20 protein-coding genes and 1 riboswitch are annotated in these 20,399 nt (G+C 49.7%); of the genes, 1 reads left to right on the forward strand and 19 read right to left on the reverse strand.

Features of this window, described 5'->3' with window-relative positions; translation table 11 throughout:
• Positions 1-35: 35 nt before the first annotated feature.
• From ET33_RS23590 to cobJ, 5 genes are all read right to left on the reverse strand, one after another.
• Entirely contained in the window at positions 36-1,172 is a 1,137-nt protein-coding gene (locus ET33_RS23590) for a cobalt-precorrin-5B (C(1))-methyltransferase (RefSeq protein ID WP_036687657.1), read from the reverse strand.
• Between the two features lie 4 nt (positions 1,173-1,176).
• Entirely contained in the window at positions 1,177-1,827 is a 651-nt protein-coding gene (locus ET33_RS23595) for a precorrin-8X methylmutase (RefSeq protein WP_036687659.1), read from the reverse strand.
• On the reverse strand, positions 1,827-2,606 hold the full coding sequence (gene cobK / locus ET33_RS23600; RefSeq protein WP_036687661.1) for a precorrin-6A reductase: 780 nt from the start codon (positions 2,604-2,606) through the stop codon (positions 1,827-1,829). The genes ET33_RS23595 and cobK overlap by 1 nt, the downstream gene beginning before the upstream one ends.
• Positions 2,603-3,631 carry a sirohydrochlorin chelatase gene (locus ET33_RS23605; RefSeq protein ID WP_036687663.1) on the reverse strand — a complete coding sequence of 343 codons (1,029 nt, stop codon included), beginning with the start codon at positions 3,629-3,631 and terminating at the stop codon, positions 2,603-2,605. Before ET33_RS23605 ends, cobK begins: the two co-directional genes overlap by 4 nt.
• Before the next feature lie 68 nt (positions 3,632-3,699).
• The gene (cobJ, locus tag ET33_RS23610) at positions 3,700-5,439 is read right to left on the reverse strand and encodes a precorrin-3B C(17)-methyltransferase (protein WP_036687665.1); all 1,740 of its coding nucleotides are present in this window, start codon (positions 5,437-5,439) and stop codon (positions 3,700-3,702) included.
• A gap of 355 nt (positions 5,440-5,794) precedes the next feature.
• Positions 5,795-5,999, reverse strand: a riboswitch (cobalamin riboswitch).
• Between the two features lie 417 nt (positions 6,000-6,416).
• Between cobJ and ET33_RS23620 the strand changes: the two genes are divergently transcribed.
• Positions 6,417-6,782 carry a hypothetical protein gene (locus ET33_RS23620; RefSeq protein ID WP_036687668.1) on the forward strand — a complete coding sequence of 122 codons (366 nt, stop codon included), beginning with the start codon at positions 6,417-6,419 and terminating at the stop codon, positions 6,780-6,782.
• A gap of 143 nt (positions 6,783-6,925) precedes the next feature.
• On the opposite strand, the gene ET33_RS23625 is transcribed toward ET33_RS23620, so the two are convergent.
• The 14 genes from ET33_RS23625 to ET33_RS23690 form a co-directional block, all read right to left on the reverse strand.
• Positions 6,926-7,594 (reverse strand): glycoside hydrolase family 73 protein, encoded by a 669-nt coding sequence (locus ET33_RS23625; RefSeq protein WP_051775555.1) that lies wholly within the window; start codon positions 7,592-7,594, stop codon positions 6,926-6,928.
• On the reverse strand, positions 7,591-7,992 hold the full coding sequence (locus tag ET33_RS23630) for a phage holin family protein (RefSeq protein WP_036687670.1): 402 nt from the start codon (positions 7,990-7,992) through the stop codon (positions 7,591-7,593). The genes ET33_RS23625 and ET33_RS23630 overlap by 4 nt, the downstream gene beginning before the upstream one ends.
• Before the next feature lie 151 nt (positions 7,993-8,143).
• Entirely contained in the window at positions 8,144-10,573 is a 2,430-nt protein-coding gene (locus tag ET33_RS23635) for a hypothetical protein (protein WP_036687672.1), read from the reverse strand.
• Positions 10,560-10,988, reverse strand: coding sequence for a hypothetical protein (locus ET33_RS23640; RefSeq protein WP_051775556.1), 429 nt, complete (start codon positions 10,986-10,988; stop codon positions 10,560-10,562). The genes ET33_RS23635 and ET33_RS23640 overlap by 14 nt, the downstream gene beginning before the upstream one ends.
• Before the next feature lie 16 nt (positions 10,989-11,004).
• Positions 11,005-13,311: a glycoside hydrolase family 78 protein gene (locus ET33_RS23645; protein ID WP_152570693.1), complete on the reverse strand. Its 2,307-nt coding sequence runs from the start codon at positions 13,309-13,311 to the stop codon at positions 11,005-11,007.
• A 14-nt stretch (positions 13,312-13,325) separates the two neighbouring features.
• Entirely contained in the window at positions 13,326-13,544 is a 219-nt protein-coding gene (locus ET33_RS23650) for a hypothetical protein (RefSeq protein ID WP_036687675.1), read from the reverse strand.
• Position 13,545: 1 nt separating this feature from the next.
• Entirely contained in the window at positions 13,546-13,827 is a 282-nt protein-coding gene (locus ET33_RS23655; protein ID WP_036687678.1) for a hypothetical protein, read from the reverse strand.
• Complete coding sequence (locus ET33_RS23660) at positions 13,824-14,408, reverse strand: putative phage tail protein (RefSeq protein WP_036687681.1); 585 nt, start codon at positions 14,406-14,408, stop codon at positions 13,824-13,826. Before ET33_RS23660 ends, ET33_RS23655 begins: the two co-directional genes overlap by 4 nt.
• Complete coding sequence (locus ET33_RS23665; RefSeq protein ID WP_036687683.1) at positions 14,401-15,480, reverse strand: baseplate J/gp47 family protein; 1,080 nt, start codon at positions 15,478-15,480, stop codon at positions 14,401-14,403. Before ET33_RS23665 ends, ET33_RS23660 begins: the two co-directional genes overlap by 8 nt.
• A complete protein-coding gene (locus tag ET33_RS23670; RefSeq protein WP_036687685.1) occupies positions 15,473-15,883 on the reverse strand; it encodes a DUF2634 domain-containing protein in 411 nt (136 codons plus the stop codon). The genes ET33_RS23665 and ET33_RS23670 overlap by 8 nt, the downstream gene beginning before the upstream one ends.
• Positions 15,880-16,179, reverse strand: a complete 300-nt coding sequence (locus ET33_RS23675) for a DUF2577 domain-containing protein (RefSeq protein WP_036687688.1) — start codon at positions 16,177-16,179, stop codon at positions 15,880-15,882. The genes ET33_RS23670 and ET33_RS23675 overlap by 4 nt, the downstream gene beginning before the upstream one ends.
• A 2-nt stretch (positions 16,180-16,181) precedes the next feature.
• Positions 16,182-17,165, reverse strand: coding sequence for an XkdQ/YqbQ family protein (locus ET33_RS23680; protein ID WP_036687690.1), 984 nt, complete (start codon positions 17,163-17,165; stop codon positions 16,182-16,184).
• 12 nt (positions 17,166-17,177) lie between these two features.
• On the reverse strand, positions 17,178-17,966 hold the full coding sequence (locus ET33_RS23685; protein WP_036687692.1) for a LysM peptidoglycan-binding domain-containing protein: 789 nt from the start codon (positions 17,964-17,966) through the stop codon (positions 17,178-17,180).
• A complete protein-coding gene (locus ET33_RS23690) occupies positions 17,966-20,329 on the reverse strand; it encodes a hypothetical protein (protein ID WP_036687695.1) in 2,364 nt (787 codons plus the stop codon). The genes ET33_RS23685 and ET33_RS23690 overlap by 1 nt, the downstream gene beginning before the upstream one ends.
• Between the last annotated feature and the right edge of the window lie 70 nt (positions 20,330-20,399).

The following is a 20,399-nucleotide window of genomic DNA, read 5'->3' on the forward strand; positions in this document are numbered from 1 at the left end:
CCGGTCAATCGTAGCCCTCTCTGCAAAACAGACCCTTAAAGCTCGTTCGTCATGCTTTTGCGCCCCAACAGCGCACCCTTCATCGAAATGATCACCGTCTCGACTTCCAGCGGCGTCCGCAGCTTCGCTTCGGGTCCAAGCGCCCCCGCTTCCCGCAGCGACTCCCGGCAGCAGTGACCGGACATCACGTCGAAAAATGCGGTACAGCCCAGCGCCTGCATCTGATCGCCGACCTGCGCCGCCGTATTCGCTTCCAAAATTTCCTTGACGGCCGCCTCCGGCGCTCCCGCTTCCTCCGCCATGCGCGCCAGAAATCCGAAATCGACCGAGGCGCTCTTCGAATGAACCATCATGACGCCCTGCGCTACTTTGGAAAATTTACCCATCATGCCGACAAGGGTAATTTTGCTAATGCCCTGTCGCACACATTGCTGAATCGCAAAGCCGACGAAATCGCCCATCTCGACAAACGCTTCCTCCGGCAGCTCCGGATACAGCTCCATGCCGAACTTCTCGCTGCGTCCGCCGGTCGACAGCACCACGTGGCTGCAGCCGCCCTTCACCGCCACGCGGATCGCCTGCGCGACGCTCGCTTTGTAAGCGGCTGTCGAGAACGGCACCACAATGCCGCGCGTCCCCAAAATCGAGATACCACCAAGGATGCCAAGCCGGGCGTTGAGCGTCTTCTTCGCAATCTCCTCACCGTCCGGCACGGAGACGACCACGCGCACGCCGCGATGCAGCTCATAGCGGTTCAGCACCGCTTCGACGGCTTCGCGGATCATTTTCCGCGGCACCGGATTGATCGCCGCCTGTCCGACATCGACGGGCAGCCCCGGCTTCGTCACCCGACCGACTCCGACGCCGCCGTCGATCTCGATCCCCGGCGCTTCGCGCCAGAACACCTCGCTGATGATCCGCGCGCCGTGCGTGGCGTCCGGGTCGTCGCCGCCGTCTTTGATCACCTCGGCGGACGCCCAATCGGACGCATAAGCGCAGGCGACGATTTCGAACGTCACGTCCTGCCCGATCGGCAGGCGAATGGTCGCATGCGTCTGGGACTCCTGGACAATCAGCGCCTCGAGCGCCGCTTGAGCCGCCGCCGTCGCGCAGGCGCCCGTCGTATAGCCATGCCGGAGCGGCTTCGTTTCCTTTTCCCCGCCGTCCGCCATCGCGTTATCCCTGCCGTTCGGCGAGCAGCGACAGCGCGTTAACGGTCGCCACTGCGACCGGGCTGCCGCCCTTCCGCCCGATATTCGTAATAAACGGTACGTCCAGCTTCAGCAGCTCTTCCTTGGACTCCGCCGCCGATACGAAGCCGACCGGCACGCCGACGATCAGTCCCGGACGCGCCTCTCCTTCCTTGACAAGGCGAATAAGCTCCAACAGCGCCGTCGGCGCGTTGCCGATCGCATAAATCGCGCCGTCCGCTTCCCGCGCCGCTTTCCGTATGGAAATGATCGCACGGGTCGTGTTCAGCCGCTTCGCTTCCTCCATCACATCCGCGTCCGAAATGTATACCCGCACGTCGCCGCCATATTTGGCCAGCCGCGGCTTGCTGATACCGACCTGCACCATCTGCACGTCCGCCACGACCGGCTTGCCGCTGCGGATCGCTTCGATCCCGGCGCGGATCGCATCGGGATGGAACACCACGCTGCGCCCGAGTTCAAAATCCGCCGACGCGTGAATGACGCGCTGTACGACCTTGAACTGCTCTTCCGTGTAGTTGTGCTCGCCAAGCTCCTCCGTGATCATTTCGAAGCTTTTTTCCTCGATTTCCTGCGGTTGAACGGTAAGCGGTTTAAATTCCGTGCGAAAATCCATTAATCGCGCACCTCCTGAAATAATGCGTTTAACGCGTTCGTGACGCCTTCAAAATCCGAATATACTTCGCCGTACTCCAGCTGCGGCCGTCCGATGACGATCGTATCGATATCCATTTCGAGCGCCGCCGACAGCTTTTCCTCTACCGCGCCGACCTTACCGCTTTCCTTCGTGACGATGACGTTGACGCCGTAATGCTTGTACAGCGCCTGGTTCAGCTCTTTGGAAAAAGGCCCCTGCATCGCGATAATGTTCTTCTGCTCCAGGCCGAGCTGCTCGCATTTCTCCATATTGTCCTTGCGCGGCAGCATGCGCGCCACCAGCGTCGTGTCCGGCAATCCGATCAGCTTCTCGGCAAAAATTTGCAGCGTCTTGCTTCCCGTCGTCAGCATGATAACCCCGCGCTTCTGCGCCGCCAGCTCGGCCGCCTCTTCGTAATCGTCGACGAAAAACAGCCGCGGGTGCCCATCGTACGATCCGCGCTCGCGCTCGTAGCGGATGTAAGGCACTCCTGCCTGCTCGGCCGCCGCCATCGCATTGCGGGACGCTTCCTCCGCAAACGGATGGCTCGCATCGACCACCGCTTGGGCGCTGCGGCTGCGGATCAAGTCGGCCAAGCCGTGTGCGTCAAGTCGACCCATGCGCACCTCGAGCCCCGCGTCTTCGAGGCTCTTGGCCGCGCTCTCGGTCACGACGGTGGCGACGAGCGGATAGCCCGCCGCGCGGATGAGCTGCGCAAGCTCCCTAGCGTCGCTCGTCCCGGCCAGCACGACGATCATGACAGCACCTCTTTCGACGCAGCCGCCTCCGGCGATCCCGCAGGCTTCATACCGCCGCTTTCCGGCTGATGGTGCTCATGATCATGATCGTGGTTATGCGCGTGATCGTGATCATGGTGGTGATCATGGTCGTGATGATGATCATGGTCGTGATCGTGGTCATGATGGTGATGATGGTGATGATCGTGTCCATGCTCATGATCGTGGTGATGATGGTGGTCCAGATGCTCCATCGCTTCAAGACGGTATTGACACATATCGCAGTTCATCCGCGCTTCGCCTTGGAGCGCCTCTTGGGCCCGCTCCAGCAGAATCGTTTGCAGCGTCGGGTGGAACCCGAAGTATTCGGCCAGGATAAACGATTCATCCGGATACTTCTCCGCAAAAGCTTCCGTCATTTGCTCCATTCGCTTGATCAGTACGCCGGTGAACAAAAAGTAAGGCAGCAGGACGATCCGCTTCGCCCCAAGCCGGATACAGCGTTCGATTCCTTCGTCCACCAGCGGCGCCGTCACTCCGATAAACGCCGTCTCCACCCATTTTACCTTAAGCCGCTCCCAGAGCAGCCGTGAGATTTTGTATAAATCGCTGTTCGCATCCGCATCGCTGCTGCCGCGTCCGATGACCAGAAGCGCCGTATCGTCCGCCCCGGCCAAGCCGTCCACACCCGCTTCCGTCAGCCTGGAGATCAAAATGTCCAGCACCAGCTCGTGCACCCCAATCGGACGGCCGTACATAAACTGCACCGCCGGGTACCTCAATCTCGCTTCATCGATGGCTGCCGGAATATGCAGCTTGGCATGGCCAGCCGCAAACAGCGTAATCGGCACCACCGCGATCCGCGTGGCTCCCCTCGCTACGCATGTGGCGATGCCTTTTGAAATGGACGGCGCCTCGAATTCCAAGAAGCACGTCTCCACGATCGGCTCCCCGAGACGGCCTTCCACCGAACGGATAAACTCCCGGATCTCCTCGTTCCCTTCCGGGTCCCGGCTGCCGTGGCCAACAAACAATACTGCGTTCATGCGCTTCCTCCTCATTTTCATTGTTGCTTATCCCTTTTTAAACAGTTCCTTCATAAGGCGCGAAACCTCTAATCCCCACACACCGCATTTTCGATCTGAAACGCCGGCACTTCCTGATACCGGTAGCCTTCCAGCTCCTTGACGCGTTTATAAAATTTATGAAACCGCTCGTTCGGATGCCCGTCCACCGCATAACGCGCTACAATGCGCTCGATCGTTTCGACCAAACGCTCCGGCTCGATTCCTTCGGCGACCGGCTGCGCCACATGGGCGTTGCGTCCGACCGTTTTGCCCCCGAGGAACAAATCGAATTTCTCCCTACGGTACACGATTCCAATATCTTCCTTCACCGCGCCGTAGCAGGCCATGCCGCATCCGTTGAAGCCGATTTTGAGCTCCTTGGGTACGCGTATGCCTCCCAAACGACGATGCAGTTCTTCGGCGTACGGTACCGAATCGGCCTTATCCATATTACAAAAATCGCAAGCCTTGATCTGCGCGACATCGCCGACCGGAGCAAGCAGCAGTCCGGCAGCCCGAAGCCTTCCGGTTACGCTTTCCGGCTCCCACGTCGCAATGCGCACGAGCATCTGATGATGCGGCGTATATTCCATTGTCCCGTGCTCGCCAACGACTTCCGCAAGCAGCATGAGCTGCTGCGCCGTCAGCTTTTTCTCCGCAAGCCCCGGGCTTACGGCAAATTCCAGGATTTGCTCCTGCTTAAACAGGTAACCGCTCCGCTCGTCTTGAGCCGACTCGGGAACGCCCCGGTGCGCATCGACAAGCCGCAGCGCTTCCAGCGCAAGGGCCAACGGCGATTCGCCGTCCGTTCTCGCTCCGTAAGCCGGTCCGCCCAGCGGATCGAGCATCGAATCGACGACGTATGGGCCTTTCACGGACTCGCTCGATTCGTCTGAACGTGATTCGACTGCCAACGCTTTATTTTCCTCGCTCACGCTCTTGAACGCTTCATCCTGCTGCGCTTCCAGCGACCAAGGCTCCGCTTCCGTCTGCAGCCTTTCGTGCGGCCGGAGCGGCTGCACGTCGGCGTCCAGCGTATACTTGCGCTGGTAACCGCGCGGTGTGATCATCAGCCCGTCGTAAACGACCGTCGTCGAATTGCCAATGATGACCGTCGTCAGCATGCCGATGTCGTGCTCGAGCATTTTGCCAAGCGTCGTTATAACTACGTCTTGGCGCTCGCGATAGGCGCTTTTCACGATTCCGACCGGCGTATCCGGCGACCGGTACTGGAGCAGCACGCGCTGCGTCTCGACGATCTGCCGCGTGCGTCTGCCGCTACGCGGATTGTACAGCGCAATCACGAAATCGGCGGAAGCCGCCGCTTCTACCCGTCGAATGATGATCTCCCACGGCGTCAAATGGTCGCTCAAGCTGATCGTGCAGGCATCGTGCATAACCGGCGCGCCCAGCAGTGAAGCCACAGAGTTGATCGCCGAAATGCCGGGAACGACCTCCACTTCGACGCCTTCCTCACGCCGCCATCCTTTTTCCATCAATACTTCGTAAATGAGCCCGGCCATCCCGTACACGCCCGAATCACCGCTCGAGATAACCGCCACTCGTTTCCCGGCCTCGGCTTGACGTACCGCTTCCTGCGCCCGACTGACCTCCTCCGTCATCCCGGTGCGGACCACCTGCTGCTCGTTCAAAAGCCCCCGGATCAAATCCACATACGTGTTGTAGCCGATTACGACGTCGCTTTCCTGGATTGCTTCCCTTGCCCGTTTCGTAATATGATCGAAGCTGCCGGGGCCGAACCCGATGACTGACAATTTTCCCTTCATCTTATTGCCGCCTCCTGTCAAGTATGCTTCCTCACGGAGTACAAGGCTTCCGAGGCCTGTAACTGACGTACTCCCGCCGTCTGTCCATGCGATAAACCCTATTCAAAGAACTGGCGACTCATGCCGATTTCTTTTTCCAGAAACTGAGAGAGCAACAAAAAAAGCATCTCCCTTATCGGAAGATGCTTGTGCGAGTTTAGGTTGCTGAGACGAGTGTAGCCAGCATTGACTTGTGCGACGAGCGCCGCTGTGACGCCAGATCGCCAGCCTTGCTGCCTGTCCTGTACCGCTCCCGTACACCTCCCTATCCGCGTAGGTTTTGTGGTGACTTCGTTGCCGGCCGTCGTCGAACGAAACAGCCGCAACAGAGCGGGCAGGTCTCCTGACTTGCGTCTCGTTGCTTTTTCCGCAGCCTTCCCATTGACTTGGCAACAGTGGCGTACGCGATACGGAAAAAACTCCTCGCTTACAGTGGCGGGACCGTGCCGGATTCTCACCGGCTTCCCTTTTAAGCCGATTCCGCTTTCACGGACATCGACACCTGCTCTATATGATATGAAATTATTATAGAAAACTTTTGCTAGGAAACAGTGTAATGATAGCATGTTTCTCGCGCGCGTGTCTACCTTGCCGTTGTGTTTGGGAAGCGGCTTCGTCGTCGTCCTGCCATTGGATAGAAGCAATGTAAATGCATGTATGTGAGGTGCTGCGGGGGACTCTTGGAGGGGAGGCTTGTGGGGAGGCGTGAGTGAGCATTTCGATTCGGACTTGGACTTATTGCGCGGTCAAGATGAACGCAGTGAGCGGTACGCTTTCAGGAAGACGTCTAATCAAAAGTACCAAACCGTTCAACACCACTTCGGTTCCTGCCACAGTTTGCCCCCCTTTTTCTTACAGTTTTCGCCAAATCCACCTTGTCGTTCGCATCCCGTTCGCATTATAGTTATATCATCTCTTCTCCAGAAGGACGTGCTCCCATGGACGAAAATAAACTCGACTTGATTCTCTCCGAAATCGGTGGTCTGCGCTCAGAAGTTGGTAGCTTACGCTCGGAAATGAACGATATGAAGTTTGAAGTATCAGACATGAAATCAAAGATCCAAAGCGTGCGCTCCGAGTTCACTGAGAAGTTTCAGAAAGTAGACGACGAATTCCGCAAGGTTCATACTCGCTTCGATCACAATGAAAGCATGATCGGTCAATTGATTCATATGGTTGGCGAACAAAACAAAGCAAATAAAGAGATTCGAGCGGAACAAAATACCCTCGAGCATAGCGTCGACATTCTTAATCGCCGCCAGCTTCGTATGGAAGCCGATATCGAAGTGTTGAAGAAAAAGTAGTTATTTTGTTATAAAATAACCAAGTTACCTCTAAACTACATGTTTCCGGTTAGAGGTACTTTTTTTACTATATTTAAAACAAAAAAATCCCTACCAGCCGAAGCCGATAGGGATAGGTTTAGTCTATTTCGTTATGCATCCGATTATTGCAAAATCTGCCCGGAAGCTTTCCGAAGCTCATTTGCAAGCCAATGAATATAATCCGCTTGTTCTTGATGAGCGGAAGCCGCATTCGTGTCTCCTTGTTGTTCCGCCTCGCAGCGTTTTACCTCGGATTCCTTCCAAGCTGGACTCATCCATGTATCGATAATCGTATTGGCTACTCCTGCATCCAGCATCGCTTCGGCTGCCTCCTTATCATACTGTTCAAGCGAATAGTTCGCGATCAAACTGTTTAACTTTTTAGAGTAATCCGGATCGGTGGCATAGCCGCAAACGAGCAGCATCTCTACCTGTTCCTGCGGCGACTTGGCGCTTCGTACACGGTCGTACCGACTCCATTGAAAAAGCAAATCTTGATCCCGAAAGCAATCCTCAAGACAGTCATAGGCGCGCCAATGGGCTTGCACACCATCTACTCGAACGCCGTCATATACTTCCCACGTCTTGGTGCTTACCGATTTTCCTTTCCAAAACTCGTTGGGCCGGCCGCTGCCGACTTTATAACCAACGAGATTGTTCCACTCATGGATCTTGCCGCCGGTCTCTAGCAAAGCCTGAGCGATCCGAACCGAAGGGAAGATCCGAGAACCTTCCCTTCTCAGTTCCACAGCGACAGGTGCAACCGTAGCAATAAATTGCTCCCTTGTCAATGACTCTCCTCCTTCCCTTTGATCGCGGATATAACGTTGCTCAATGGCCCGAGAGGTACCCCGAGCTTTCCGCCATTCTCGACGATGCTTAGAAACTCAATGACGCTGTACGCGATAACAACGCCGTCGCCAATTACGCCGTTTGAGTTCAGGACCGATTTTTCGATCATGTACACGCAGCCGACCAAGATAATAATGTACGTCTTTCGAGCAAGCCCTGTGACTCCAATCCGACTGCTGAGCTCCTTCCTGACGTATCCCGCCATAAGTCCTGTCGCATAGTCCAACAGCATTAGTCCCAACAGAATGGTAAAGGCCAAGCCTAACCCACCAACGACCCATGAGAAAAAAGCTCCTACTGCTCCGAAGGCAGTTTTGAAAATCAATGGTTTGTCCATGTCAACCCCTCTTCCCCTTTTCGGGTATGAAAAATAACCCCGATTGCTCGGGGCCACGTATCGCATTTCTCAATCCGCCATTTTGAGAAGCAATCACATAAGATTTTATAGGCACATCAAGTATTAGAATGCAGACAAAGCCACATTTAATTTAGGTAATAACTTCATTTAACAATTCTCCATTACTGTCAAATGTTCTTGTATACGTGATAGTTTTAATTACGGTTATCCCATCTGAATCATAATAATACTGCTTTCTAATTGGATAATTCCCCTTCGAATCCACCGTACCAGACAGCTCGGATTTTGAATATAACGTATTAGATCCCTGTCTTTTATACTCAATTATTGTGTATTTCCCATTCGCGTCTTTTCCACTTCGATAAGTACTTAGGTTTTCAGGCTGATATCCGATAAAATCAACGACATCACTTGGAGCTACAGAAAAGCAACTTCTCCATAATGCACCGTCAAAGTAATAAGTCTCTGGGTAACTATTGACATAAGCATTATTACTACTTGGTGTTTTCTGGTTAAGACTTCTCCATGACATATCGTACACATATTTTGGATTGAAGGCTGACAAATTAGCTATCAGCTTTGCTTGGGATGCTGGACCTCCAGGTTGTTGTGAGGCATGATATACTTTTATACCAATAGCTTCTTCTGGAATCTTACCAGTCACATCTATACTTGCAGTTAAATATTTACCGTTTCCAATTCCTGAAGAATTGGGCAATCTAACTTCGACACCATCTGTCTCACCATACTCATTATAGGCAGTAAAAACAAATAAGGACTCTAACCCACCGTCATTCGCGCCAATAGTTGTTGAATTCACTAAGGAAACATTTGCTGAGTCCACTTGTGGTTTCTGTAAAAGGGTATTCGGTTTGCTATGAGTAACAAGCAAAAAATCGCCAGCGTTACACGAAATTGTCATATTATGTAAATCTTCAAAGTATTTAACTTTGTACCATTTTGCTAGCTTTTCTTTAACCCATGCGTTTCCATCATAAGTATAATTCCCTGATTTTACATACACCTCAGTTGAATTATTGTAAAACGATCTAGTTTTACCTGTGCCATAACCAATATCAGTTGTTTCCCACTGCCCACCTAACATTGGGCCAGAATTAATTTGATACCATGTCGTTCCGGAATCTAAACTACGAAGCACTGTAATTTTTTGTGCTCTTTCTAAATTTTTATCTCCGCTAAAATTAATAAAAACTGCTGCATTCGAATATCTATCTGACGTAATAGGTACATCAACATAGACTGGTTCGCTTTCTCCTTGATCGGTTACTACAACAACGGCATATTTTACATTTGGGACATTTAAGTTACCTACATTATCTATGCGATGAAAATAAGCTTTTATTGAGTCTGTGTTAAATGAAGCTTTATAAGAACTGGATACCCCTTCCACTTTAACCAGTGCTTTGTCTCCCGTTTTCATTCCTTTGATTGCATTCAATTGAGAAGGTGTTTCAACCAAATAATTCTGTGCAGGAGAATACCCAAGAACGGAAGTAAGCTTGGATTTTGTTACATCCTGAACCCAATTAGAGCCATCCCACCGAAAAATTGTCTCTACCGGTGGCTGTGATGTTGCATTGGAAGGAAGAAAAGGAAAAAAACTAAGAGAGCCGTTAAGTGCAATAGGATCGAAAAAATAATCACTGTTTGGAGTGACATCAATAAGACTAGATCCAGAAAAAGTGGCCCTTCTTGTATTTGCTCCATATTTAACATAGACCTGTATTTTTGAGATATTAGGCGGAATGGCAATTGTCATTTTTAACGTATATTTATCCGTAGGTACAGGGCTTCCAGCCTCAGGCACCTCAATGGGAATGCCCACGCCTGTACTAATACCGTTTGTAGTAATGCCCTCCACATACCAACTAGAAGACCCTGCTGGAACAGATGCAGGGCCATTATTTGTATAAAGGTTTGCAGTAATAATTTTTGGGGGATCAATTCTGTTAATATAATTTTTAACAAGAACCGAATCTCCAATTTGCCGATCAGAAACACTATCAAGATCTTCATTTGTTTCCACTATTCTCATCGGTCTAGATCCGCCTTGTCCATCTAGTCCCTTTTGAGCTATGCATACCCAGAAGTTTGTATCCGTCGGCAAATTTCCAGTTGAATCAGCAATACATTGATATGTGCTCCCTTGATAGATAACTTTATTCATGGGAACATAAGTGTGAGTCTTATCAAAAGCTTCCAACAATTTAAATGCATTATGATCGTTTACCCTTGCTGTCTCACTTGCTTGTCTGACTGTTTCTGCTTCTACTCTAGCAGCTTCTTGCGTTTTTCGCGTTAGTTCATTTGTTTGCCGTGTTTCTTCAGATAGTTCTCTTGCTTTCTCTTTATCCGTCCTTGAGGTTTCTGCATCTTTGCGTGTACTCTCACTACTGGCTCTAGTCGTCTCGGCCGAATTCCTTTTCAGCTCAGCCTCTATTCGAACAGTTTCTGCATTGGTTAGATTTTCGCTAGTTTCTGTTATCTTATGAATGGCCTCTTTTACTTTAACATTGGCATTATAATTAAAACGAGACATAGGTAACCCCCTCACCATCAATACCAGCGCCAATGTACGCTAAATTCACATTAGATACAGGCAATGTAACTGATTCACCAGCATCAAGCTCTATTGCATAATTTGTAGAAGTAAGTGAACTATTACCTATATAAATTTTTCCTGTATTTGTTTTTTTAGCGATTATGGTTACTTCTGTGCATTTTACGTCAGGTAATCTAACCTTTGTTCCCTTATTAGGTACATCTACGATTCCATGCTTAAAATTATTAGATCCAGTTATGGCAACATTTTGGCTGCCATCAGGATTGAAACTGATGGGTGTAACCCCATCAGCTCCAAAAATAACGACTGGAATATAGAAATTATTTCCGTCATTAGTTGGTCTCACAGCCCCTGCTCGTTCCCGATTGTCTGTAGGAAATGTAAATGGCATAGGTTCGTCATCCTTTCTATTGTGCTGTAAACGTAAGAGGTAACGTTATATGATTTTCAGGCTTGATTGTTTCAATCACTTGTCCTTTGGCAATAGCCCTTATTGCATCTTTTGTTTTTATTCGATACGGTGTTGCATTCGAATCCGCGACAGGAAGCAACTCAAAACACCCTATTGTATTATCTTTCAAAGCTATTCTTAATGCTGTTGACCCAAGTACACCAGAATTAATGTCGTAAATATTGAGTGCGACTATTTCTTGATTAATTCTTACATGGATTTCATCAATCTTCTTTTTAGTTACAAATTCTCGGTATGTGTACGCACTTTCATTCCCTGCCTTATCGTAATGAGTTACTGTGTAACGATATCTTGTTCCTTTTTTTAAGTTAAATACTGATTTTTCAATTACATTAATATCATTTGTAATCTCTACACCATTAAATAAATTTGGTGAACCGCCAACCCAAGATGTTCCTGTCCACTCGCCTAAATAGAAAAGAGTTCGAGCGTAACCTGAGGATGGCACAGGATCAGAAAAACGAAGCCATGTGAAAGTAGCTCTCGTCTCCTCATAAGTTACTGAAACATTCGGATCATTTGCGCGTTGAGTATCGACAAAGAATTTCACCTCATGCGGTCCGCTTTGATTACCCGCCTTATCCCGTAAATAAAAATGAACGATGTACTCACCATCGCCCGCATAAATCGGAACATCGAAGTAATAATCGCTTCCAGACTGTCCGGCAGCTTGAGGCCCAATAAAACTCATCCCAGATTTAACGTAGTAGGCTTCAACCGCTCCAACTCCGCTTAACGCATCACTCACACCATAAATCCAGGTACGACGTGTACCTCCAGTTTGGTTTGAATAGCTATAGCCTTGGACGCCTGTGATTTTGGGTGCAGAATTATCTCTTATTACATTGGCCCGAACCATTACAGGTTCATTCTGGGCTCTATCATAAGCTCGGAAATCTACTCCCCAATTTCCCTCGTAATCTAATGGAACGTCAATAAAGTAATTATTTGAGTTACCATCTCGAGTAGCATTAGCCAAAAAGTACCATGAACCATCAGGACGCACCACATGCACAGTAACCCGATCCACGCCGGATATTCCGTCAGTTACGTCAGCTGCCCACACTCTTGCGGAAGAACCCTGAGTATATTGAATACCAGATACGCTGCCGATTGTGGCTGGTGTCCTATCGACGAATGTCTTGATTTCACCAAGAAATCCGCTATTCCCCGCGTTATCGTAGGCATAGACATGGGTAGTATAAATGCCTTCATTGTTGTTATAGGCATTGATTGGAATGTCGCAGAACCAATTATCACTTCCGCCGTCTTTGATGCCATCTCGCCACTGGAAATCATATCCCGGCCCAGCGGTGGGAAATCTCACTACAGAGACACCGGACCAGTTGTCCTTTACATTATAGGCCCACACCCTGAATGTATTGTTCGGTTGTACATTCAGATGTTGTGTACCCGTTATACTTCCGGCTTCAGGCGGTTTAGTTTCAATACCAAACCATGGTACCCATGACCAAGGGCTTACAGCATCATATTGATCCCATGTACGAATTCGGTAATAATACTGATTGTCCCCAAAGTCATAAAACGTCCACTGGTTCGTAGCCGTTGTGTTTTTCCCTGAATCCATAACAATATTAGTAAATGCGCCACCGTCGCCAGCGCTGACTTGTATTTGCCAAGCCGTCTGGTGGTCTCCTCCGTCTGGATCGGAAAAAGTCCAGTTAAAGACTGGGTTCCGATTGTTGGTAATCGAACCATGGACCGGAGTTTGTAGACCGGGAGCATTTGGAGGATTATTTGGAGCATAGGTGACCCTTAGAATCGGAGGACTTCCACTCTCCCTAGTACGGAAAGATAACAGACCGTTTGCGCTGAACCATATGCCGACGCCTTTATCAAAAAACTGATTTAGGTTACTCCTAGCATAGTTTGTAACATCAAAGGAGTAATAATTACCTGGAAATGGATCGCCTGACCAAGGAGTACTTGATATTTCTCCTGAATGATTTGGAGCAAAGGAGGATTCTGTCCAATCAGAGATTAGAGGTCTGACTGATATTGTTCCAGTTGTTACTCCAGTAGTAATTCCAGCTCCAACTAAAAAAATTTCCGCTTTTGTTATTACATTTCCTTGTGGTATGGATATGTAGTTAAACGCCACCATTCCCACAGCAAAGCCACCATTAAATTCACCTATCTGCATTGTTGTACTTGTACCGCTAGAGCCAGAACCTCCTCGATAGCAGGCGTCTTTATAAGCAGATGAGTCTATATATGGCACGAGTAATTCCCCCTTTACAGATCGCTGCGAATCCACATACGGCCCATAGCTGGAGAATCCGGGTCTGATGTTCGGACCTCTACAACGAGCGGCTTCGTTTTATCTGCTCGGATTCCGTCCTTGACGCCTTGAAGCTCTTCATGTGCATCCATGACACCTTTTTCGATTCTGTTCATATCGTCTTCCGTAACAACCTCATCGTATTTCCAATCCGTTTTTCCGGTGTATGCCATGTTAAACCTCCTTAACCGTCATTGTATGCTTAATCACCGTATCGCTCGTAATCGGCACATACGCCTCGTTAGAGCTCACCACTTGCCCTTTGCTGCTTTTGAGCTCGATCAAAGTCACCTCAGCCACCGATCCGGCAGGAATCATATACTCCAGCTCCACGATGCCCGCTTCCACTTTTTTGATCCGGAACGTATCGATCTCATAGTTCCCGTTCAGCACCACTTTTGCAATTTGCGTATTCGTAAATTGAGCCAACTCGCTTATAAACGTTTTAGGAATCATTTCACCTGTACCTCCTTGCCACGATTGGCGAATGGGGTGCTGCCCAGCTTCCACGTCGTGGAAAGCCGGGTCATCCGGGTAAGCGGCGTTTTCCAAATGCGCTCCTCCAGCCCGACGCGATCGGCCAGAGAAGTCGCTTGGTTGTATACAAGGTTCGCCGGCTTAACGATTTGTACCGTATGCTCGATCTCCTTGAAATACGCCGCATCGGGTACACCCATCGTAATTTTCAAAATGAAATTTTGCCCATCCACTTCAACCTTCGCCACGCCCGGCCCGATGAGAGAATCCAACCGGCTTTGCAGGTAGCGGACGGTGAACGGCGGACGCGTGGAATAACGGTTAATCAACCGGTTGCGCCGGAACTCCAGCGTCTCCACTGCCGAGTCTGCACGAATACCGACCATATCCTCCCGCCGTTTGATCACCCATTCCTGCGCCGTAGTGACGAATTGGTTATCCAAAAACTGCCGGACCGCTTGGGCAATCGCCTCGATTTCCTCGTCCTCGGTTCGGTTCAGCTCTTTCATTTCCTTGATCTCATGAAAATGCTCCGGCAAATATTCCATCAGCTTAGGCATGCAGCGTCACCTTCCCCATCTGCGGGATTTTCTCCGTAGACAAAGTAATGTTCGCCGTCTGGCCATTCAAGCGGGTACCCTTCACATCGTTCACCCCGGATACGGTCAAAATACGCGCATCGATCTGGCTGATCCGGACGATCAGTTGCGATTCCTCCGCCCAGGTTTGCCGCAATCCGAGCAAATAGGACGAAATGGCTGCCTCAATCTCCCCCTGCACCTGCCCGACGGTCACACCGGCACCGAGCGTAATCGTCGTCTCCACGTCGATCTTCACGTTTTGAACGCCGCCAATCGTGACGGTATGGCCCATCGGAGCCAGCCCCCAGCCTTTGCCCTGGTTCACCGTAGGATCTATGGCCGTCTGCACTTCTTCGATCAAGGCAGCAGACGGCGGATTAAAATCGCTGCCCAACAAGGTACATTTGACCGTTCCGCCTCCCTGCCATGCCGGGAAGATTTTGACCCCGCCAACGCCGGGAATATTGCCGATCTTTTGTTTATAATCCGCCACGTTGCCCCCGAACGGCTTCTCCTTCTGTCCTTGGAAAAACCGCTTCCGAAGCACCTCGTCCGTCTCCTCGTCCTCTCCCGGGACAAGCACGTCAGCCAATTCAGCGCGGACAAGTCCGGCGATATAATCGATGGGCAGCAGCGCGCCGAAATAATGGTTTCCGGTGACGCCGGCCGTTTCGCATTCCAACTCGAACACGCCAGCCGCAATGCGGCGAACAACCGCATACCGCAGGTCTCCGGCCCCGAACCGGCTGCCGACAGGCACATCCGTCGGTGCGTCGGCATTCCCGTAAAATAGCCCCTTGCGGCGCGATTTGCTGGCCTTTTCACGTTCAACACCGAATTCGGCCGTCCGCCGTTCCAAAAATTCACCGCTCGACGTATCTGCAAGCGAAAGGTTCAAATTCGTATCCAGCTGAAAATACATCTCCGTCAGCTCCAAAGCGGCCGGCGCAAGGGCGTCATAGATGATGCTGCCCTCCCGCTTGTCCACGTCTGCCGGCACACGGGAAAGCATCCGGTTCAGAATCGTTTGAAACGTCTGATGTTCATACACCCGCTCCCACTCCTTTCGTCATCTCAAAACTGCCGTATTGCGATACGACGGTGAACGAAGCCGAAGCTTCGTCCCCCATAACCGTGATCCGCATGTCCTGCACATCCCGAATCCGATCGTCCTGCATAAGCGCCGCCCGGATGCGCCGGTGGAGCTCCGCCTGCACGAAAGCAGGCTCTCGTCCAAGCAATCCGGCGAACTCGCGGCCATAGTTGCCGCTATAGATCAAATGCTCAAAACGCTCTGTCTCCAAAATGAGCTGCGCAGCCTGCTTGACCGCGTCCAGCCCGTCGGTCATACCGACGATCCGGTTCGTCGCATTATCCAACCGGTAAGTCCGGCTGGGAAGCTGCGCAACTTCCACGTTCCGGTTGTTTCCCAGCACACCGCCTTGCGGAATCATGCCGTCACCACCCGATCTACAATGACATACTGCTCCCCGCCCTGCATGCGAAGCAAAATGACAGTGTTACCCGTTTTCAGGCCTTCCCGGATGACGATCTCCTGTCCCCCCACCGTCACCCGGTAATCCGTCAGCTGTTCCGGAACAACTAAAAAGTCCTCCGTCAGCGTAAACCGTTGGTCAATGGTTACACTCAGAGGACTTTCGCTTGCTACCGTTCCGTACAATACGGATACCGGATTGCCCGCCTCGACGGCATCGAGACCGGCTTGTTTGATAAGATTTAAGAGTCCCATTCCTACCTCTCCCCAATGCGAATGTCGATCAATTCCAAGCTCATCGTATGCTCGACACTGCCGTCAAATTTATGCGTGCATTCATTGACCAAAAAGCGTTGGTTCAATCCCAGCTCTTCCATGTTAATGGAAACGTAGCAGCCGGCTCGCACGCGGATATCCCCAAGAGCGTCGATCGAAAACGACCTTTGCTCGCGGTTTTTCAGCTGGATCAGATTGTCCAGCATTTCTTTGACTTTTTCGACGCTCACCTTTTCGTCGACGGTCTGGTAATGCTGAAGCAGCCCCCATTTGGCGATGGCTCGGCTGTCTTGAACAATGTACAGCTCTCTCTTTCCGGATTCTTTATTGTCCCGGACGATCTTGATCTTGTTGCTGGTTTTGTCGAGAGAGCGTTTCTGCTTGTAATCGTAAACAAGGCTCGTATCCCCAAGCGAAAAATCCAGTGCCATAGTTTCGGCATCACGAAGCGTCAACTCCCCGAAATCGTCGAAGAGGACGTAAATTTTTTTCGTGGCGATTAACGTCTTGTCAAGCGCTTTGAAAATGATATCAAGCAATTTCGTATTATTTTCGCTAAGCCCCGGAATGACATGCTTTGTATCGTCCAGCTTCCCGAGCTTCAGCCCAAAGTCTTTGCCGATACGTTCCACCACTTGCGTTGCCGTTACATTCGAGAGCACGTAAGAGTCATTTGCAAGCAAATAGCGCATTTGATCGTAGGCCGTAATCTGTACGGTTTCCTCTCTCCCGCTTTCGATGGAGAAAATATAGCCGTAAAACACATTGCGGCCGTCTTGTCTAACCCGAACAATGTCGCCGAGGTTGTACTTGAATTCTTTCGATTCGTAGAAACCGCCCTTGATCAAGGTCATTTCAAAGCTTGAAGCCTGTCCGACCCGGGCGGTTTTAAATGTCGCTTCGGAGACGATCCCCGAAAGGTCCCATAGGAAGCCGTCCTTGTTATCGATTTCGATCTGGAGCATGACGGTCCCCCTTTACTTTGGCAGCAGTTTCAGTACCGTGCCGTTTCGGATACCTTCTACCTCTGAATCGGAAATCCCATTCAATTCTTGGATTTCGCGGGCACGCGCACTGTCGCCGTAGTACTTTGTAGATATTTTCGTAAGACTGTCCCCGTCTTGGAAGATGTGCGTCTCCGGCATGACCCCTTCGTTCGGACGAGCAGGCTGCTGCTGAACGAGAACGGTCTCCCCTTTGGCATTCACAACAGGCTGAACATTTCTGGCTGAGTAAAAGACGTATTCCTTAAGCGACAGCGTATATTCGATATCACCTGGGGAACCGGCAACTTCCTTCCATTCGAACTTTTCGATCGAGGCCGGAAAGTTAAGATCTCGATCGCTGGCGTTATCTAGTTTTCCATCTTCGCGACCACGACGAACGATATACATAAAACGAATGGGATGCTTGGTTTCCATCCATTTGCGGATATCTTTCACGTATTTCATCGGGTCATGAATCCCATCGCTAAGATACAGATACTTCGGATTCGGAGTCAGCTCCGGAATTCCCTGTACAATAAACGGATAGTTATGCGATTTTGAGGGAAAGAAGCTGCTGAAGCTGACCGTTTTCAGCCTCGGGCTCTGAATGACATTAATTTCGCCCGCGCGCGTCTCCTCTGTCCCCCCACCTTTGCCGACAATGTTGTACGTCTTCCCTTGACCTTCTTCCGAAATTTCGATCGATTCCGGGTTGACCGGCAGCCTCCAACCCTCGGCCTGGTTATTAAAACTCAAATAAATAAAATAATGGTCTTCCATCACGCGTACACCCCTTGAGCGGAATTTGCGATTTCGCGCGACATCACTTCTTCGATGCGCCGGATCATTTCGTTCGCATCAGTCGGCTGGTGAATATCCCCTGTGGTCACCTGTACGGTCGGTGTCAGCGTCACAAAGTTTTGGATGCTCTGAATTTCAGCCAAATCCCGCATGACCTCCAAGTCTTCGCTGGAAATATCGACCGTATTATCGATTTGGCCGATCGAGTTCACGTGGTTGAGATTAGGAAGCTCGGAGCCAGGCTGTTTGCCAGCAGGGAAGTTTTTCGGTACATTAGTCCACTTTTTTACTCGTTCTTTGATGTCATTGGTCTTGTCATCAGGATTACCTACAACAGGTGGCATGATTGCATTCATAAACTTTTGACCTTCGCCAATTGCATCGAAAGTGCTCTTTTGCCCCATGCGGCGATTAGAATAATCGACCACATCTTTGTCCGTCTTCGGCTTTAATTTTTCAACCTCCACTTTGAATGTAGGGATAGGAGGAATTTCAGTCCCTGCAAAATCATTAAATTTCTCAATTAACCAATTTACCCCTTTGACGCAGTCATTAATAAAGTTACTGAAATATTCGTGTAAACTTAGAAATATATCGTAAAACAATTTTTGAAGCGCATACGCCGGATCGGTGAGAACATTCGCAAAAAACTCAGCAAAGGCGACCAAAATATTCCAATAAACTGCAAAAAAGTTGTTAATGGATGCCTCCAAGCTCATAAATAACCCAATTACAAAGCCTATAACTTCACTCGTTGTAATCCCAAAATAATTTAAAATTTCAAGAAGTATTACAATAGCTGCAATGACCAAAAATACAGGCCATAGAGCGGCAAACCATTGCACTAGCCATATGCCCGCTAGCACCAATAAAACGATACCAAGAGCTACCAGTATATTTTGAACAAGGCCAAAATTATTAACGAGAAACTGCACTACAGTCGACGTTATGTCAGCAATTACAAAAAGGCCGGCTCGAATACCTTCAATGAAAGACTGAAATTTTTGGGATTTGAAAGCTTCGTTAATCTTTTCGCTCAATTTACCAAACGCCTGAAAAGCAGCTTGACCCATTTCAGCAAAAGCATTCTTAACATTAGTTACCAACGTTCCAACTTGTTCCGTCGGACTATTAATCATAATTTCATAAGCTTTTTGACCCATATTGTTCTGTTCGAGCAGCTTGTCGAAAGCGGAAACGAATCCTTCAATGTCGCCTTTATCTGCTAATTCATCAAGCTTCAGCTCATTTACCTGGTTTTGACTCATCCCAAAACGTTTTGCCAAAGCAGCCATAGAAGCCGTATCCCCACTCAATGCCTCTTTTACTGCCAATCCGTTAGCCTGCAAACCTTGGTTCTGGGGATCGAATGTCGCCAGTCGATGAGCAATGTTGTTCAGCTTGCTGATCTGGTCCGCGTTCTGCGCAACAGGCATGAACGTTAATGCACTGGACAAATACTCGTTGACATCGACCCCTAACCCTAGCGCTTCTGCTTTGTAGAATTCAAACATGGATTCGCCAAACTTATCGTTTTTCTTATCGCCTCCCGCACGTTCAATGAACATGTCTTTTCGCTTTTGCTGCTCCATAGCCCCTCCAATGGTAGCCTGAAACAGCTTCTGCCCATTCTCGGATAGCAATGAACCAAAAGCAGATCCAAATTTTTGGAATGAGCTTTTCGCATTTTGTGCTGCCGTATTTGAGGCTCTTTGTGGCCCCGCATTCGCTGTTCCTTGAGCTGCCGCGGCCGTTCCTCGTAATCCTCGAAACCATTGTCCCACATTCGGTAGTCTAATTTTCTGTAAGGCTGTTGAAATATAGTTTCTTAACTTACCAAAGCCCGTCGATATCGCCAAAATTACTTGTTTAGACTTTTGCAGCCCGGCTGTAAAAGCATTGAACAACACTTGCTTTATTGCCTCTGCGGCTCGGGCTATCGGTTTTAAATTAAGAGAAGGCAATTTGAATTGCTTTATATTCTGAAATGCTTTATTAACCTTTTCTCCCATATTGCGGAACATTCCGGATATTTTTCCTGGCGATCGCTGAAGCTGTTGAAGTGCTGACAAATTGCCGGAGACATTAATCGTTACGTTAATGACGATCCGGACCATCGAAGACGGAATGTTGAGGGACGGCAATCGAATCTGACGTAATTTTTGAATAATATTCTTCTTCAGATTAGTCACCCATGCACTCGCAGCTTCGGACACTCGTTGAAATTGCAGAAAGGCCATTGTGCTTATACGCAATATGCCTGTCCGAGCGGATTGCACTAACTTTGGAACCTGTCCAAACGCCGTTGCCGTACGTTCAAAAATTTTGAGACCAAAATTCACATCCACTACCTCCTTTCTACAACCTGAAAAGAAGCGCCTCCTAAGAGACGCTTCTCATAGCCCTTTTTTA

The sequence above is a fragment of the Paenibacillus tyrphae genome (assembly GCF_000722545.1).
In the GTDB taxonomy this organism is placed as follows: Bacteria; Bacillota; Bacilli; order Paenibacillales; family NBRC-103111; genus Paenibacillus_G; species Paenibacillus_G tyrfis.

Coding starts and splice junctions, on each gene's coding strand:
- ET33_RS23675 (WP_036687688.1), bottom strand. CDS start 16,179: ATGGGACTCTTAAATCTTATCAAACAAGCCGGTCTCGATGCCGTCGAG.
- cobK (WP_036687661.1), bottom strand. CDS start 2,606: ATGATCGTCGTGCTGGCCGGGACGAGCGACGCTAGGGAGCTTGCGCAG.
- ET33_RS23680 (WP_036687690.1), bottom strand. CDS start 17,165: ATGCTCCAGATCGAAATCGATAACAAGGACGGCTTCCTATGGGACCTT.
- ET33_RS23595 (WP_036687659.1), bottom strand. CDS start 1,827: ATGGATTTTCGCACGGAATTTAAACCGCTTACCGTTCAACCGCAGGAA.
- ET33_RS23620 (WP_036687668.1), top strand. CDS start 6,417: ATGGACGAAAATAAACTCGACTTGATTCTCTCCGAAATCGGTGGTCTG.
- ET33_RS23640 (WP_051775556.1), bottom strand. CDS start 10,988: ATGCCATTTACATTTCCTACAGACAATCGGGAACGAGCAGGGGCTGTG.
- ET33_RS23590 (WP_036687657.1), bottom strand. CDS start 1,172: ATGGCGGACGGCGGGGAAAAGGAAACGAAGCCGCTCCGGCATGGCTAT.
- ET33_RS23660 (WP_036687681.1), bottom strand. CDS start 14,408: ATGCCTAAGCTGATGGAATATTTGCCGGAGCATTTTCATGAGATCAAG.
- ET33_RS23605 (WP_036687663.1), bottom strand. CDS start 3,631: ATGAACGCAGTATTGTTTGTTGGCCACGGCAGCCGGGACCCGGAAGGG.
- ET33_RS23670 (WP_036687685.1), bottom strand. CDS start 15,883: ATGATTCCGCAAGGCGGTGTGCTGGGAAACAACCGGAACGTGGAAGTT.
- ET33_RS23635 (WP_036687672.1), bottom strand. CDS start 10,573: ATGTCTCGTTTTAATTATAATGCCAATGTTAAAGTAAAAGAGGCCATT.
- cobJ (WP_036687665.1), bottom strand. CDS start 5,439: ATGAAGGGAAAATTGTCAGTCATCGGGTTCGGCCCCGGCAGCTTCGAT.
- ET33_RS23685 (WP_036687692.1), bottom strand. CDS start 17,966: ATGGAAGACCATTATTTTATTTATTTGAGTTTTAATAACCAGGCCGAG.
- ET33_RS23650 (WP_036687675.1), bottom strand. CDS start 13,544: ATGGCATACACCGGAAAAACGGATTGGAAATACGATGAGGTTGTTACG.
- ET33_RS23655 (WP_036687678.1), bottom strand. CDS start 13,827: ATGATTCCTAAAACGTTTATAAGCGAGTTGGCTCAATTTACGAATACG.
- ET33_RS23630 (WP_036687670.1), bottom strand. CDS start 7,992: ATGGACAAACCATTGATTTTCAAAACTGCCTTCGGAGCAGTAGGAGCT.